This window comes from Pseudomonas sp. QD4 (assembly GCF_049199125.1).
In the GTDB taxonomy this organism is placed as follows: domain Bacteria; phylum Pseudomonadota; class Gammaproteobacteria; order Pseudomonadales; family Pseudomonadaceae; genus Aquipseudomonas.
The window spans coordinates 1-15,902 of sequence record NZ_JBLZOM010000005.1 but is presented as its reverse complement, the minus strand read 5'-3'; the positions used below and the strand labels follow the sequence as shown (position 1 = coordinate 15,902).

Below are 15,902 nucleotides of genomic sequence, written 5' to 3'. Positions count from 1 at the left end.
GGCTGAAGGCCCTGGCACGGCGGTTCGGCGGGTGGAAGATGAGGGGCGTGAAGGTGGCCCGAACAGCCCCGGGAGCCAACCCGGTGCGCTGGCCGCCCGGCATGCCAACCCCTGGTGCACTAAGGTGTAACGAAACGTTAGTGACTCGCAGCAGTCTGTAGCTCATCTCCTGTCTTTGTTTCGAATTGTGTAAAGGACTGCAATGCTCACGTCACTCAAGCAAGAAACCTTCCTGTTGCTGGCGCTGGTCGCCGCGCTGGTGGCCTATCCCCTGGAGCATGTATTGCTCAACAGTGGCCAGGGCGTGGCGCTGGGGTCCGGGTTGGTGCTGATCGGCTTTATCGTCGCCGCCTCGATGCGCGTGGCGCACCATGCCGAGCTGCTGGCGGAAAAAGTCGGCGACCCCTATGGCACCATGATCCTGACCCTGGCTGCGGTGCTGGTGGAAGTGGTGATCCTGGCGATCATGATGAGCAACGAGGCCTCGCCGACCCTGGTGCGCGACACCATCTACTCGGCGGTGATGCTCGACATCAACGGCATTCTCGGCCTGGCCGCGCTGATGGGCGGGATCAAGCACGGCGAGCAGTCGTACAACGATGATTCGGCGCGCACCTACAGCGTGATGATCCTCACCGCCATGGGCGTGTCGATGGTGGTGCCGGAGTTCATTCCCGAGTCTGACTGGAAGGTCTACTCGGCCTTCACCATCGGCGCGATGGTGGTGCTCTACACGTTGTTCCTGCGGATGCAGGTCGGGCCCCACAGTTACTTCTTCAGCTACAGCTACCCGCAGAAGCGCCGGGCCAAGGACCCGTCCGAGCAGGCGCCGGCGATCAACCTCGGGCTGAGCATCGGCATCCTGGTCTTTGGTGTGGTGGTGATCGGCGCGTTGGCCGAGGTGATGTCCAAGCCTCTCGACCTGGGGCTGGAAGGCACGGGGGCGCCGCCGGTGATCACGGCGATCCTGGTGGCGGCGATTTCCGCTGCGCCGGAGATCCTCACCGCATTGCGCGCCGCGTTGGCCAACCGCATGCAGTCGGTGGTCAACATCGCCCTGGGAGCCTCGCTGTCGACGGTGATCCTCACGGTGCCGGTGATGGAAGCCATGGCGCTGTACACCGGCCAGCCGTTCCAGATGGCCATGACCCCGGTGCAGACCGTGATGATTTTCATCACCCTGATCGTCAGCGCGATCAACCTCAATGACGGTGAAACCAATGCCATCGAAGGCATGACTCACTTCGTGCTGTTTGCCACTTTCATCATGTTGTCGCTGCTGGGGCTGTAGCCCTTTCGCCGACCCGCCGCTTGCAGCGGGTCGACGAAAGCCGGCGATCAGCTGCCGGCAATCAACTGCCGGGCCGCCTGGCTGTGATCGGCGATCAGGCCTTTCAGGTCGAGGCCCTCGACCTGGCCATCGACCACCCGCCACTGACCGCCGACCATTACCCGATCCGCCCGATCAGCGCCGCACAACAGCAGCGCCGACAACGGATCGTGGCTGCCGGAAAAGCGCAGTTCATCGAGCTTGAACAGGGCCAGGTCAGCCTGTTTGCCCACCGCCAGTTCCCCGATATCACTGCGCCCAAGCAGTTGCGCCGAGCCACGGGTAGCCCAGCCCAGGACCAATTCGGGGGTGATCTTCTCGGCGCCATAACGCAAGCGTTGCAGGTACAGGGCCTGGCGGGTTTCGAGGATCATGTTCGAGGCGTCGTTGGACGCCGAGCCATCCACCCCCAGGCCCACGGGGGCGCCGGCGGCGATCAGGTCCAGGGTTGGGGCGATGCCCGAAGCCAGGCGCATGTTGGAACTCGGGCAATGGCAGATGCCGGTACCGGCGGCCCCGAGGCGGGCGATTTCATCGGGGTTGAAATGGATGCCATGGGCCAGCCAGGTGCGGGGGCCGAGCCAGCCGACGCTGTCCAGGTAGTCCACGGTACGCAGGCCGAAGCGTTGCAGGCAGAAGTCTTCTTCATCCAGGGTTTCCGCCAGGTGCGTGTGCAGGCGCACATCCAACTGTTCAGCCAATTTGGCGCTGGCGCTCATGATTTCCGGCGTCACCGAGAACGGCGAGCAGGGCGCGAGGGCGATCTGCACCTGCGCCCCGGCTCCGCGCTCGTGGTACTGCGCGATCAGGCGCTGGCTGTCATCGAGAATCACCTGCCCCTGTTGCACCGTCTGCTGTGGCGGCAGGCCACCATCGGCTTCGCCCAGGCTCATGGAGCCGCGTGTCAGCATGGCGCGCATGCCCAACTCACGGACGCTTTCGACCTGCACGTCGATGGCGTTTTCCAGACCCTCGGGAAACAGGTAATGGTGGTCCGCCGCCGTCGTGCAGCCCGACAGCAGCAGCTCGGCCAGGGCGACCTTGGTGGCCAGGGCCAGCTTCTGCGGAGTCAGTCGGGCCCAGACCGGGTACAGGGTTTTCAACCAGGGAAACAACGGCTGGTTGACCACCGGCGCCCAGGCGCGGGTCAGGGTTTGATAGAAGTGATGGTGGGTGTTGATCAGCCCGGGCAGCAGCACATGCTCGCGGGCGTCGAAGACCTGCGCGCAGGGCACGGACGGTTGCTGTCCGGCGCCGAGCACTTCGACGATCAGGCCGTCTTGCAGCACCAGGCCGCCACGGGCGTCGAGGGCATTGCCGGTGAAAATGGCGAGGGGGTTTTTTAACCAGGTACGGGTCGCAGGCATGGTGGCCGGCTCCTCTGAAAGTGGGTTCAGGTTAGCCAGCTCAGTGTTTTCCTGTCTGCTGATCCAGGTTCGTCGCGGGGACGAGGTGCGCAGTCTAGCGAAAGATCGGGCGCTCGACAAAACTTCTCGGCGGCGCCTTGCAGCCGCAGCCAGGGGCCACGGCTACAGCGGCTCTCGGCTTACCAGGGAATGGTTTCGCCCTTGTAGTTCACGAAGTGGTGCCCACCCTTGCCGGTGTAGGCATTGACCTGGGCGATCAGGCCTCGGGTGCTGGTTTCCACGTCGATGTCGGCGCCTTCGCCGCCCATATCGGTTTTCACCCAACCCGGGTGCAACGACAGCACGGTGAGCTTCTGCGAGCCAAGCTGGCTGACGAAACTGTTGGTCATGGAATTGAGCGCCGCCTTGCTCGCCTTGTACAACGCCAGGTCCGGCGCGTCGGGCATGGTCACGCTGCCCAGTACCGAACTCATGAACGCCAGTACGCCGCTGCCATCGCGAATCTGCCCGGCAAAGCGCTGGGCGAGGTTGATCGGGGCCACGGCATTGGTGAAGAACAATTGGCCGACTTCGGCCAGGGTCGCCTTGCCCGGCGTCTGGTCATCCGGGCCCTTGACCCCGGCGTTGACGAACAGCAGGTCGAACACCTGGTCCTTGAGCTTCTGGTTCAGGGCGATCACGGCCTGCTGGTCATCCATGTCCAACTGTTCGATGCGCACCGCGCCCAGCGCCTGCAAGGCCTCAGCCTTGTTCGGGTTGCGCACGGTGGCGGTGACCTGCCAGCCATCTTCCAGCAGGCGCTGGACCAGGCCCAGGCCGAGGCCGCGGGAGGCGCCGATGATCAGGGCGTGTTTAGGCGTAGACATGAGTGGCTTCCTTGATAAATGAATGTCACGGATTCAATGGACAGCTTTGCCCGAGCCTTTGTTGCAGCTCCTGGCGCAGCTCGCCCAGTTCATTGATGCGGGTTTCGATCAGGGTCAGTTTGTCTCGCAGCAGTTGGCTGACGGCGCTGTCGGGGTCGGCCGCTTGCCACAGTGCGCCGACGCTGCTGCCGATCTCGCCCAAGCTAAAGCCCAGGCGCTGGGCGGTCTTGATGTAGAGCACCAGTTGCACCATTTCCGCCGGGTAGTGCCGGTAACCGTTGGCGCTACGTTGTGCGGCGATCAGCCCGCGTTCTTCATAGAAACGCAGGGTGTCGCGGCTGACGTCGCAGGCCTGGGCGAGTTCGCCGATGCGCATGGGGATCGCTCAAGAGGGCTTGACCCTGGAGCATACTCCAGGCTTTAGCCTGCGCGCTCCTTGAATATTCGGAGCGAGTTTTATGTGGACTGCACAGCATTACCGGACACTGGTCCGCGCCAGCGGTTGGTACGACCTGCTGGTGACCGTGGCGTTTGTCACCCCCTGGAGTTTCCTGGCCCTGCACGGGCTGCTGCAAGGGCTGGCCCAGAGCTTGAACCTGCCCGGTGAATTACCGGCGTTCGAACCCGCTCATCTGTTGATGGCCAACCTGATGGGTTCGATTGTCTGCGTGTGGTCAGTGCTGCGTATCCGCGATCCGCAGCAAGCGTTCGGCCGTTATGACGCGGTGGGGCGCATCCTGTTCGCCACCTGGCAGATCTACGCCATCGCCCACGGCGCCACGGCGCTGTTGTGGGGCATCGTGTTTTTCGAACTGGCCTGGTGCATCGCGCAACTGCTGCCGGTGCAATCTAGCGAGGGAACGGGCTTCCGCTCGCCTGCGCAGCAGGCGTAAACCCTGAACCCCCAGGCTCCTGAGCTGAACGCCGGGCCCGGCTTCAATGCCCCGCCTGCCACGGCTGCCCCAGTGACACCGGGGCATACAGCCGGGTGCGCAATGCATCCCGCGACAACAGCACCAGGACCACGATGGTCGCCACATACGGCAGCATCGCCAGCAGGTTCGACGGGATCGCCAGCCCCAGCCCCTGGGCCACCAGGTGCAGGATGCTGGCGAGACCGAACAGGTAGGCGCCGAGTAGCAGGCGCCACACCCGCCAACTGGCGAACACCACCAGGGCCAGGGCGATCCAGCCACGCCCGGCGCTCATGTTCTCGGCCCACATCGGTGTATAGGCCAACGACAGATAGGCCCCGGCCAGCCCGGCCATGGCCCCGCCAAACAGCACCGCCAGGGTACGCACCCACAGCACCGGCAGGCCCATGGCACTGGCGGCATCGGGGTTTTCGCCCACCGCCTGGATGATCAGACCGATCCGGCTTTTGAGAATGACCCAGGCCACCAGGGCAAACAGGGCGAATGACAGGTAGACCAACAGGTCCTGGGCGAACAGCATGCGCCCGATCAACGGGATCTCGCTGAGCAGCGGGATCGCCAGGGGCTCGAAACCGGCCAGGGGCTTGCCGACCCAGGCCGCGCCGACAAAGCTCGACAGGCCCACGCCAAAGATGGTCAGGGCCAGGCCGGTGGCCACCTGGTTGGCATTGAACACCAGCGCCACCAGGGCAAACAGCGCCGACAGCAGCATCCCGGCGAGCATCGCCAGCAGCACCCCGAGCCACAGGTTGCCGCTGCTCAGGGCGACGATAAAACCGATCACCGCGCCGAACAGCATCATGCCTTCCTGGCCCAGGTTGAGGACGCCGCTTTTCTCGCAGATCAGTTCGCCCAGGGCCACCAGCAGCAACGGCGTGCCGCAACGGACCATGGCGTAGAAAATATTGCTCAGCAGATCGATATCCATCACAGGGCTCCTGCGTGCACGGAAGAGGTGGCGGCGCGGCGGGCCCAGCGCAGGTTCAGGCGTGGCCGATAGAGAATCAGCACATCACTGGCCAGCAGAAAGAACAGCATCATGCCCTGGAACAATTGGGTGATGGCCTGGGGCAGGTTGAGGCTCATTTGCGCGCTTTCGCCGCCGATGTACAGCAGGGCCATCAGCAGGCTGGAGAACAGAATGCCGATCGGGTTCAAGCGCCCGAGAAAGGCCACGGTGATCGCCGCATAGCCGTAACCCGGGGATACCTGCGGCACCAGTTGGCCGATCGGCCCGGTGACCTCGCAGACCCCGGCCAGCCCCGCAAGCCCGCCGCTGATCAACAGCGCGAGCCAGATCAGGCGCTTCTCGCGAAAGCCGACAAAGCCGGCAGCGCGCGGGTCCAGGCCGAGCACCTTGATCTGAAATCCGACAAAGCTCTTTTGCAGCAGCACCCAGACCGCCACCAGGGCCAGCAGGGCGAAATACACCCCGGCGTGGACCCGGCCATCGTCGAGCAGCAGCGGCAGGCGGCTGGCGTCGCCGAACATCGCCGATTGCGGGAAGTTGAACCCTTCCGGGTCCTTGAGCGGGCCGTGGACGAAGTACAGCAAAAGGTTGAGGGCGATGTAGTTGAGCATGATGCTGGTGAGGATTTCATTGGCGTTGAAGCGCGTGCGCAGCCAGGCCGTGAGCCCGGCCCAGGCGGCGCCGGCCAGGGTCCCGGTGAGCAGGATCAGCACCAGCGCCCAGCGGCTTTGCATATCGATGATGTTCACCGCCAGGGCACTGCCGGCCAGGGCGCCGAGCAGCAGTTGGCCTTCGGCGCCGATGTTCCAGATCCGCGCCCGGTAGGCCACGGCCAGGCCCAGGGCGCAGAGCAGAATCGGCAAGGCCTTGACCAGCAATTCCGAGACGCCGTAGAGGTCGCTGATGGGGGCGATCAACAGCGTGTGCAGGGTCAGCAGCGGGTCATGGCCCAGGGCAATAAATAGCAGCGAGCCGCAGCTCAGGGTCAAGGCCGCCGCCAGCAGCGGCGAGCACCAGAGCATCAGGCGCGATTGCTGGCCACGGGGTTCGAGAGAAAGCAGCATGGGAAACTCCGTCAAAGCGCCGGGGCGGTTGGGTGGCAGGGTGCGTCGAACTGGCCGGCCATCCAGCCGCCCACTTCCACCAAGGTGGTGTCGCCGGTGGCTTTGAGCGCCGACAGGCGGCCGCTGCACAGGGCGCCGAGGCGGTCGCTGATCTGGAACAGTTCATCGAGGTCTTCGGAGATCACCAGGATCGCCGCCCCCGCATCGCGCAGGGCAATCAGCGCGCGGTGGATGGTGGCGGCGGCGCCGACGTCGACGCCCCAGGTCGGGTGCGCGGCAATCAGCAGCCGGGGTTGCTGGAGAATTTCCCGGCCCAGGATGAATTTCTGCAGATTGCCCCCCGACAGGCTGCGCGCCGGGGTCTGGGCGTCGGGTGTTTTGACCCCGAAACGCTGGATGATCTGCTGGGCCAGGGCTTGCACCTTGTCGCGCTGGATCAGGCCATGGCTGACCAGGCCTTGCTGGAAGGCGGTCAGCAGGGCGTTGTCCGCCAGGCTCAATTCCGGCACCGCACCATGGCCCAGGCGCTCGGCGGGGACGAATGCCAGGCCCAGGGCGCGGCGCGCATCGGGCCGCAAGTGGGCCACGGCGTGCTCGGCAAAGCAGATGCGCTGGCTGTCCGCGCGGGGCAATGTCTGTTCGCCGCTGAGCAACGCTAGCAGTTCGTCCTGGCCATTGCCCGCGACCCCGGCAATGCCGACGATTTCACCGCTGCGCACCTCCAGGTCCAGGCCTTGCAACGAGCAGCCGAACGGGTCGGGGTTGTGCCACGCAAGGTTCTGCACCCGCAGGAAGGCCGGGCCACCGCTGACTTTCGGGTAGTGGGCGAGCAATCCCGCGGCCTCGCCGACCATCAACTGCGCCAGTTTCTGGTCCGAGCAGTCGGCCGGCACGCAATGCCCGGCCACCCGTCCGCCGCGCAGCACCGTGGCGCTGTGGCACAGGGCACGGACCTCGCCGAGTTTGTGGCTGATAAACAAAATGCTGCAGCCTTCGCTGGCCAGGCGGCGCAAGGTCACGAACAACTCGTCGGCCTCCTGCGGGGTCAGGACCGAGGTCGGCTCGTCGAGAATCAATAGGCGGATGTCCTGCATCAGGCAACGAATGATCTCCACCCGCTGACGTTCACCCATCGACAGGCTGTGCACCAGACGGTCCGGTTCCAGGGCCATGCCATAGCGCTGCGAGACTTCGCGGATCTTCGGTTCCAGCGCTTTCGGCGTACCCGCCTTGGCACCCATGGCCAGGGCAATGTTCTGCGCCACGCTGAGGGTTTCGAACAGCGAGAAATGCTGGAACACCATGCCGATCCCCAGGCTCCGTGCCTGGGCCGGGTTGCGCATGAGCTGGCGTTGTCCTTGCCACAGCAGTTCTCCGGAGTCGGCCTGGGTCACGCCGTAGATAATCTTCATCAGGGTGCTTTTACCGGCGCCGTTTTCACCCAGCAGGGCGTGGATTTCACCGGGCTGGATGCTCAGGTCGATGGCGTCGTTGGCCAGGCAACCGGGGTAGCGCTTGCTGATTCGGCGCAGTTGCAGGCGAGGCGTTGGATCAGGGACGGGCACGGGGTTTGGCATGACGGACTCGGGTCGCTTGGCGTTATGCCTGTGGATAAAGCAATTTCCTGGCCAGTGAGTCAGGAAACCGCCAAAAAGCGCAGCGGGCTGCGGCTGCGTGCACCTTGGGGGGATTTATTGCAGGCCGCGGCGGCACCACTTCGGGGCAAGTGGCTGAAAAAAGCGGCGAGGTGCGAAAATTTTCCTGATCAAAAAACAGTCAGGCGTCTGCGAGCCAGGAAGGATATGGAGTTGGCGCAGCGTTGCACGGGTTATCCACAGCTTGCTCCACAGTATTTGTGTGCAAGCGCTGCGCGCGGGCATAAGCGTCGAGGGGCTTTGTTCCAAAGGCGATAAACCGGCCTAAGCCGCTGTTTTGCTGTGGAAAAAAGCGTATCAGTCGCGGATTGGACAAAAACTGAACAACCGCCGCAAAGCCACGTTACAGAAGGGTTACAGCCGGATGTGCCCAGTTTATCCACAGCCGGGTGCACAGCAGATGTGGGCAAGTTCGGAGCGGCGCAAAAGGTTGTGCACAGGTGGGCGAGGCGGTGCCGGGCCGTCTTGGTGCAATCAGCGCTGCAAGAGGATGCGTCCGCGGCTCAAATCCGCCAGTTGGTTTTGCAGGGTGTCGAGTTGCGCCTCGCCCAGTGCCAGTTGCAACTCCACGCCATTGGCGGTGAAGTTTTCGGCGACCACCAGATCACCCAGTTCCGCAACCCGCAGCTTGACCAGTGCCAACTCGCTGAACGCGCAGGCGCAGTGCACCGGCACGCGCTTGATCAGCTCGATGCGTTCGGCGCCTTGCAGGCACTTGTTGGCGCCCCCGCCGTAGGCCCGGGCCAGGCCGCCGGTGCCGAGCTGGATACCGCCGTACCAGCGGATCACCAGCACCGCCACCTGATCACAATCCTGAGCCTCGATGGCCGCCAGGATCGGCCGCCCCGCGGTGCCGCCGGGTTCGCCGTCGTCACTGCTGCGGTACTGGTCGGCCAGCTTCCAGGCCCAGCAATTATGGGAGGCATTGAGGTCGCTGTGTTGCTCGATAAAGGCCTGGGCCTGGGCCGCGCTAGTGATAGGCGCGGCGAGGGCGATAAAGCGGCTTTTGCGAATCTCTTCGCGGTACTCGCAAAGGCCGGCAAGGGTAAAGGGCATGCGCAGGTTTCTTAGATGACGGGCTTGAGGCCGCAGCCTTTGAGGATGATGCGGATCAGGTTGTTGCCGGCGTCTTCCATGTCTTGCTTGGTCAGCTTGCTGCGTCCGGTGACGCGGCAGATCTGGGTGGCGAAGTCGGCGTAGTGCTGGGTGCTGCCCCACAGCAGGAAAATCAGGTGCACCGGGTCCACCGGGTCCATCTTGCCGGCGTCGATCCAGGCCTGGAACACCGCGGCACGGCCCTGGAACCAGGCGCGATAGTCCTGGCTGAAATATTCGCTCAGGCATTCGCCGCCGCTGATGATTTCCATGGCGAAGATCCGCGAGGCCTGGGGTTGGCGACGCGAGAATTCCATCTTGGCGCGGATGTAGCGGGTCAGGGCTTCGGTGGGATCGTCATCGGCGTTCAGGGCGTTGAAGGTGCTGTCCCACAACTCGATGATGTTGCTCAGCACGGCGATGTACAGGCCAAGCTTGTTGGTGAAGTAGTAATGCAGATTCGCCTTGGGCAGCCCGGCATTCTGGGCAATGGTGTTCATGCTGGTGCCTTTGAAACCATGACGGGCGAACTCGTCTTCGGCGGCCTTGATGATCGCCTCTTCGTTCTTTTGACGAATGCGGCTGGCGGGTTTTCCGGAATGAGCACCGGCGTGGGCAGGGACTTCAAGGGTCATAGGCATTTCCGAGCGGGTATGTGGGTGCAACCAGTGCGTTGATAGCGCACCCACAGGCATCAGACAAGCCTTATGGCCATAAAAGCCTTAAAGCGGTTCCAGGGTATCGCTTTCCAGGGCCGGTTTTGTGTCACGGGCATCGCGGGAGGTTTCCGGCAGCAGCAGGCACATGATCAGCGCAGTCAGGCCGCCGCTGGTGATCGCCGAGTCGAACAGGTTTTGCACCAGCTTGGGCAGCAGGTGCAGCAGGTTGGGCTGCGCGGCGATGCCCAGGCCCACGCCAAACGAGGTGGCGATGATCAGCATGCTGCGCCGGTCCAGCGGCGCCTGGGCCAGGATGCGCACACCAGCGGCGGCCACGCTGCCGAACATCACCAGGGTTGCGCCGCCCAGCACCGGCTTGGGAATCTGCTGCAACACCGCGCCAATCAGCGGGAACAACCCCAGGCAGAACAGCACCAGGCCGATGTACAGGCCGACGTAGCGGCTGGCCACGCCGGTCAACTGGATCACCCCGTTGTTCTGGGCAAAGGTGGTGTTGGGAAAGGCACTGAAGGTGGCGGCGATCATGCAACTGACGCCATCCCCCAGGACCCCGCCCTTGAGCCTGCTTATATAAGAAGGGCCGCTGATGGGCTGGCGGGCGAGCATGCAGTTGGCCGTGAGGTCGCCCACGGTTTCGATGGTGCTGATGAGGTAGATCAGGGCCACCGGCAGAAAGGCGCTCCAGTCGAAATTGAACCCGAACTTGAACGGGATCGGCAGGCTTACCAGCGGCAGGTCGGGCAGGGGCTGGGGCACCAGCTTGCCGCTGAACCAGGCCGCCACGCAGCCCAGGGCCAGGCCGATGATGATGGCTGAAAGGCGGATCCACGGGGTATTGGAGCGGTTGAGCAGGATGATGGTCAGCAGCACGAACAGGCCCATTGCCAGGTTGCCCGGCGCGCCGAAGTCCGCGGCATTGAAGCCACCTCCCAGGTCAGTGATGCCGACCTTGATCAGGCTGATGCCGATCAGGGTGATGACGATGCCGGTCACCAGCGGGGTGATCACCCGGCGCAGCTGGCCGATAAAACGGCTGAGCACGATCTGCACCAGTGCGCCGAAAAAGCACACGCCGAAGATCATCGCCAGGATGTCTTCCGGGCTGCCACCGCGCTGTTTGACCAGAAACCCGGCCGAAAGCACGGCGCCAAGGAAGGCGAAGCTGGTGCCTTGCAGGCAGATCATCCCGGCACCGATGCCGAACGGACGGCGCGCCTGGATAAAGGTCCCGACCCCGGACACCATCAGCGCCATGCTGATCAGGTAGGGCAGGTGGGCCGTCAGGCCCAGGGCCGAGCCGATCACCAGCGGCGGAGTGATGATGCCGACAAAACTCGCCAGCACATGCTGCAACGCGGCAAGTAGGGCCGCCAGGGGTTTGGGGCGATCATCGAGGCCGTAGATCAGATCGTTGGGGGTGGACGATTGTTCTTGCATGGGCGTGGAACTCTGGGCTGACGGTTCAAGGTCTCCATGCCCTGCAAAAAGCTGTCCAGGTGCTCAGGTTATTTTCCCGTATGGCTGCCGGTGCCCAATGGATACGGGTTTTCCGTGGGGGCTAATAATCTTCAGCGAGTGGCCGCCAGGCTCTCGAGAAAGCTTTCAAGCACCAGATGGGGGCGTCGGCCCTTGCGCGTGACCGATGCCAGGCTCAGGTCATAGAAGCGCGAAGCGGGCTTGAGCGCACGCAGCCGCCCCTGTTGCACCCAGAGTTGGGCGTAGTGGTCCGGCAGGTAGCCAATGTAACGCCCGGTGAGAATCAGGAACGCCATGCCTTCGCGGTCCGACGCGCTGGCGGTGCAATTGAGTGCCTGGTAATGGGCCTGGATCTCCCCCGGCAGGCGGAAGGTCGGGGCGATGGCGTCCTGATCGTTGAGGCGCGCATCCTCGAGCTTTTTATCGTCGACATAAAACAGCGGATGGCCGACCGCGCAGTAGAGCAGCGAACGCTCGCTGTACAGCGGCTGGTATTCGAGACCGGACAAGGCGCTGGCCTGGGGCACCACGCCGACGTGCAGGCGGCCGTCGAGTACGCCCTGCTCGACTTCGTTGGGGGCGATCATGCGGATCTGGATTTGCACGTCGGGCCCGCGCTCCTTCAACTGCGCCAGGGCGTGGGTGATACGCATGTGGGGCAGGGTCACCAGGTTATCGGTCAGGCCGATGATCAATTCACCGCGCAGGTGGCGGTGCAGGCCGTTGACTTCGGTGCGGAAACTTTCCAGGGCACTCAACAGTTGCAAGGCCGACTGATAGACCTCGCGGCCCTCTTCGGTCAGCGAGAACCCCGCGCGCCCGCGTTGGCAAAGGCGCAGGCCGAGGCGTTGTTCCAGATCGCTCATCTGCTGGCTGATGGCCGAGCGCCCGATCCCGAGTACGGTCTCTGCCGCAGAGAATCCGCCACATTCGACCACGCTGCGAAAGATCCGCAGCAGGCGGATATCAAAGTCGCTGACTTGGGCCAGCGGATCGGCTCGACGGCTGCTCATAGTTTAGTAAAGGCCTGACTGAAGGTTATAAAAGTTGGATTTCACAGACTTTATAGCCGTGGCAACTTAGCTGCAACAACGCTTTTGGCTTCCTACGCCGCTTATTGCCCCGCGAGGTTTTGCTCATGAACATGCCTGAAAACGCTCCAGCTTCCCTGGCCAGCCAGCTCAAGCTCGATGCTCACTGGATGCCGTACACCGCCAACCGCAACTTCCAGCGCGACCCACGGCTGATCGTTGCTGCAGAAGGCAGCTACCTGATCGACGACAAGGGGCGCAAGGTTTACGACTCCCTGTCCGGTCTGTGGACCTGCGGCGCTGGTCACACGCGCAAGGAAATCCAGGAAGCCGTTTCCAAGCAACTGGGCACCCTCGACTACTCGCCGGGCTTCCAGTACGGCCACCCGCTGTCGTTCCAGTTGGCCGAAAAAATCACCGACCTGACTCCGGGCAACCTGAACCACGTGTTCTTCACCGACTCGGGCTCGGAATGTGCCGATACCGCAGTGAAGATGGTGCGTGCCTACTGGCGCCTGAAAGGCCAGTCGACCAAGACCAAGATGATCGGCCGCGCCCGTGGCTATCACGGGGTGAACATCGCCGGTACCAGCCTCGGTGGGGTCAACGGCAACCGCAAGCTGTTCGGCCAGTCGATGATGGACGTCGACCACCTGCCGCACACCCTGTTAGCCAGCAACGCGTTTTCCCGTGGCATGCCGGAGCAGGGCGGCATCGCCCTGGCCGATGAGCTGCTGAAATTGATCGAACTGCACGACGCCTCGAATATCGCGGCGGTGTTCGTCGAGCCGATGGCCGGTTCCGCCGGTGTCCTGGTGCCGCCACAGGGTTACCTCAAGCGCCTGCGTGAAATCTGCGATCAGCACAGCATCCTGCTGGTGTTCGACGAAGTGATCACCGGCTTCGGTCGTACCGGCTCGATGTTCGGCGCCGACAGCTTCGGCGTGACCCCGGACCTGATGTGCATCGCCAAGCAAGTCACCAACGGCGCGATCCCGATGGGGGCAGTGATTGCCAGCTCCGAGATCTACCAGACCTTCATGAACCAGGCGACGCCCGAGTACGCGGTGGAATTCCCCCACGGCTATACCTATTCGGCTCACCCGGTGGCCTGCGCGGCCGGCCTGGCGGCACTCGATCTGCTGCAGAAGGAAAACCTGGTGCAGAGCGTGGCCGAGGTTGCGCCGCATTTCGAGAATGCCCTGCACGGCATCAAGGGCTCGAAAAACGTGATCGACATTCGCAACTACGGCCTGGCCGGCGCGATCCAGATCGCCCCGCGCGATGGCGATGCGATTGTCCGTCCATTCGAAGCCGGCATGGCCCTGTGGAAGGCCGGGTTCTACGTGCGCTTTGGCGGCGACACCCTGCAGTTCGGCCCAACCTTCAACAGCAAGCCGCAGGACCTGGATCGCCTGTTCGACGCGGTCGGCGAAGTGCTGAACAAGATCGACTGATTCGCCCTTCTATATAGAACACTGATCAGGCGCGCAGCGATGGGCGCCTGTGGACAACTTTCAGGAGCCCTGCATGAGCCTTATCCAGCATTTGATCAACGGCGAACTGGTGACCGACAACGGTCGCAGCGCTGATGTCTTCAACCCGTCCACCGGCCAAGTGATCCACCAGGTGCCGCTGGCCAGCCGTGAAACCATGCAAGTCGCCATCGACTCGGCCAAGGCTGCGTTTCCGGCCTGGCGCAACACGCCACCGGCCAAACGCGCTCAGGTGATGTTCCGTTTCAAGCAACTGCTGGAGCAGAACGAGGCGCGGATCTCGCAACTGATCAGCGAAGAGCACGGCAAGACCCTGGAAGACGCTGCCGGTGAACTGAAGCGCGGTATCGAGAACGTCGAGTACGCGTGCTCGGCTCCGGAAATTCTCAAGGGCGAGTACAGCCGCAACGTCGGCCCGAACATCGATGCCTGGTCCGACTTCCAGCCTCTGGGCGTGGTGGCCGGTATCACCCCGTTCAACTTCCCAGCCATGGTGCCGCTGTGGATGTACCCGCTGGCGATCGTCTGCGGCAACTGCTTCATCCTCAAACCCTCGGAACGTGATCCAAGCTCGACGCTGCTGATCGCCCAGCTGCTGCTGGAAGCCGGCTTGCCTAAAGGTGTGCTGAGTGTGGTGCACGGCGACAAGGGTGCAGTGGATGCGCTGATCGAGGCGCCGGAAGTCAAAGCGTTGAGCTTCGTGGGTTCGACGCCGATTGCCGAGTACATCTATTCCGAAGCCACCAAGCGCGGCAAACGCGTTCAGGCGCTGGGTGGGGCAAAGAACCATGCGGTGCTGATGCCGGATGCCGACCTGGATAACGCAGTAAGTGCGCTGATGGGCGCGGCCTATGGCTCCTGCGGCGAGCGCTGCATGGCGATCTCCGTGGCCGTGTGTGTCGGCGACCAGGTGGCGGACGCCCTGATTACCAAGCTGGTGCCGCAGATCAAGGCGCTGAAAATCGGTGCCGGCACTTCGTGTGGCCTGGACATGGGGCCGCTGGTCTCCGCCCAGGCGCGGGACAAGGTCAGTGGCTATATAGAAGACGGCGTATCGTCGGGCGCCAAACTGGTGGTCGATGGTCGTGGCCTGAGTGTGGCGGGTAACGAAGACGGGTTCTTCCTGGGTGGCTGCCTGTTTGATCGGGTAACCCCGCAGATGCGCATCTATAAAGAAGAGATCTTCGGCCCGGTGCTGTGCGTGGTCCGGGTCAACAGCCTGGAAGACGCCATGCAACTGATCAACGATCACGAGTATGGCAACGGCACGTGCATCTTCACCCGCGACGGTGAAGCGGCGCGCCTGTTCTGCGATGAGATTGAAGTGGGCATGGTGGGTGTCAACGTGCCGCTGCCGGTGCCGGTGGCTTACCACAGCTTTGGCGGCTGGAAGCGTTCGCTGTTCGGTGACCTGCATGCCTATGGCCCGGATGGTGTGCGCTTCTATACCCGTCGCAAGGCCATTACCCAGCGCTGGCCGCAACGCGCGAGCCACGAAGCCTCGCAATTCGCCTTCCCTAGCTTGTAGGTAGAAAGGTAAAGGCCGGCCCCACAGGGGCCGGCCTTTGCTTTTAAGGGCTTTTTTGATCGATATGACAGAATTGTGAAATTAGGGGTTGACGGCAGATTCTGGAAGTCTATAATTCGCCCCACTTCCGGCGCAGTCGAAACGGAAAACTCCTTGGTAAACAAAGAGTTACGCGGTTTTCGACAGTGAGCTGCTTCAGGTCATCGAAGCCCAGAAGGAGTTGATAGAGCGGTGTTGTTTGGCTCTATTAACGGTTCGATCTTCTCGGTCGAAAGCGGTGAGAAGAAGGTGTTGACAACAGCGAGTAACGCTGTAGAATTCGCCTCCCGCTAACGAGAGATCGGAAGCGCAAGTGGTTGAAGTTGTTGAAGAAATCTTCGAAAACTTCTGAAAATAATCACTTGACAGC

Annotated in this window: 14 protein-coding genes; 4 read left to right on the top strand and 10 right to left on the bottom strand. The window is 63.0% G+C overall.

Features of this window, described 5'->3' with window-relative positions:
* Positions 1 to 202: 202 nt before the first annotated feature.
* The gene (locus tag ACOZJV_RS25740; RefSeq protein WP_078469670.1) at positions 203 to 1,291 is read left to right on the top strand and encodes a calcium:proton antiporter; all 1,089 of its coding nucleotides are present in this window, start codon (positions 203 to 205) and stop codon (positions 1,289 to 1,291) included.
* Positions 1,292 to 1,338: 47 nt separating this feature from the next.
* Here ACOZJV_RS25740 and ACOZJV_RS25735 read toward each other — a convergent pair whose 3' ends face one another.
* From ACOZJV_RS25735 to ACOZJV_RS25725, 3 genes are all read right to left on the bottom strand, one after another.
* Complete coding sequence (locus tag ACOZJV_RS25735; RefSeq protein ID WP_078469671.1) at positions 1,339 to 2,697, bottom strand: 8-oxoguanine deaminase; 1,359 nt, start codon at positions 2,695 to 2,697, stop codon at positions 1,339 to 1,341.
* A gap of 179 nt (positions 2,698 to 2,876) precedes the next feature.
* Positions 2,877 to 3,563 (bottom strand): SDR family oxidoreductase, encoded by a 687-nt coding sequence (locus tag ACOZJV_RS25730; protein ID WP_078469672.1) that lies wholly within the window; start codon positions 3,561 to 3,563, stop codon positions 2,877 to 2,879.
* Positions 3,564 to 3,588: 25 nt separating this feature from the next.
* Positions 3,589 to 3,939 (bottom strand): MerR family transcriptional regulator, encoded by a 351-nt coding sequence (locus ACOZJV_RS25725; RefSeq protein ID WP_078469673.1) that lies wholly within the window; start codon positions 3,937 to 3,939, stop codon positions 3,589 to 3,591.
* Positions 3,940 to 4,021: 82 nt separating this feature from the next.
* On the opposite strand from ACOZJV_RS25725, the gene ACOZJV_RS25720 reads away from it, so the two are divergent.
* Positions 4,022 to 4,456: a hypothetical protein gene (locus ACOZJV_RS25720; protein ID WP_078469674.1), complete on the top strand. Its 435-nt coding sequence runs from the start codon at positions 4,022 to 4,024 to the stop codon at positions 4,454 to 4,456.
* Between the two features lie 43 nt (positions 4,457 to 4,499).
* On the opposite strand, the gene ACOZJV_RS25715 is transcribed toward ACOZJV_RS25720, so the two are convergent.
* From ACOZJV_RS25715 to ACOZJV_RS25685, 7 genes are all read right to left on the bottom strand, one after another.
* Positions 4,500 to 5,426, bottom strand: coding sequence for an ABC transporter permease (locus ACOZJV_RS25715; RefSeq protein ID WP_201129304.1), 927 nt, complete (start codon positions 5,424 to 5,426; stop codon positions 4,500 to 4,502).
* Positions 5,426 to 6,532, bottom strand: a complete 1,107-nt coding sequence (locus ACOZJV_RS25710; protein ID WP_201129306.1) for an ABC transporter permease — start codon at positions 6,530 to 6,532, stop codon at positions 5,426 to 5,428. Before ACOZJV_RS25710 ends, ACOZJV_RS25715 begins: the two co-directional genes overlap by 1 nt.
* Positions 6,533 to 6,543: 11 nt before the next feature.
* Positions 6,544 to 8,109, bottom strand: coding sequence for an ABC transporter ATP-binding protein (locus tag ACOZJV_RS25705; protein ID WP_421548811.1), 1,566 nt, complete (start codon positions 8,107 to 8,109; stop codon positions 6,544 to 6,546).
* Positions 8,110 to 8,661: 552 nt separating this feature from the next.
* A complete protein-coding gene (locus ACOZJV_RS25700; RefSeq protein WP_421548810.1) occupies positions 8,662 to 9,243 on the bottom strand; it encodes an IMPACT family protein in 582 nt (193 codons plus the stop codon).
* An 11-nt stretch (positions 9,244 to 9,254) separates the two neighbouring features.
* Positions 9,255 to 9,917, bottom strand: coding sequence for a TetR/AcrR family transcriptional regulator (locus ACOZJV_RS25695; protein ID WP_020299383.1), 663 nt, complete (start codon positions 9,915 to 9,917; stop codon positions 9,255 to 9,257).
* 87 nt (positions 9,918 to 10,004) lie between these two features.
* Entirely contained in the window at positions 10,005 to 11,399 is a 1,395-nt protein-coding gene (locus tag ACOZJV_RS25690) for a uracil-xanthine permease family protein (RefSeq protein ID WP_421548809.1), read from the bottom strand.
* A gap of 131 nt (positions 11,400 to 11,530) precedes the next feature.
* A complete protein-coding gene (locus ACOZJV_RS25685; RefSeq protein ID WP_020299385.1) occupies positions 11,531 to 12,451 on the bottom strand; it encodes a LysR family transcriptional regulator in 921 nt (306 codons plus the stop codon).
* A 125-nt stretch (positions 12,452 to 12,576) separates the two neighbouring features.
* Between ACOZJV_RS25685 and ACOZJV_RS25680 the strand changes: the two genes are divergently transcribed.
* Both ACOZJV_RS25680 and ACOZJV_RS25675 read left to right on the top strand, forming a co-directional pair.
* On the top strand, positions 12,577 to 13,926 hold the full coding sequence (locus ACOZJV_RS25680; protein WP_078469680.1) for an aspartate aminotransferase family protein: 1,350 nt from the start codon (positions 12,577 to 12,579) through the stop codon (positions 13,924 to 13,926).
* A 73-nt stretch (positions 13,927 to 13,999) separates the two neighbouring features.
* A complete protein-coding gene (locus ACOZJV_RS25675) occupies positions 14,000 to 15,493 on the top strand; it encodes a CoA-acylating methylmalonate-semialdehyde dehydrogenase (RefSeq protein WP_421548808.1) in 1,494 nt (497 codons plus the stop codon).
* Positions 15,494 to 15,902 lie beyond the last annotated feature (409 nt).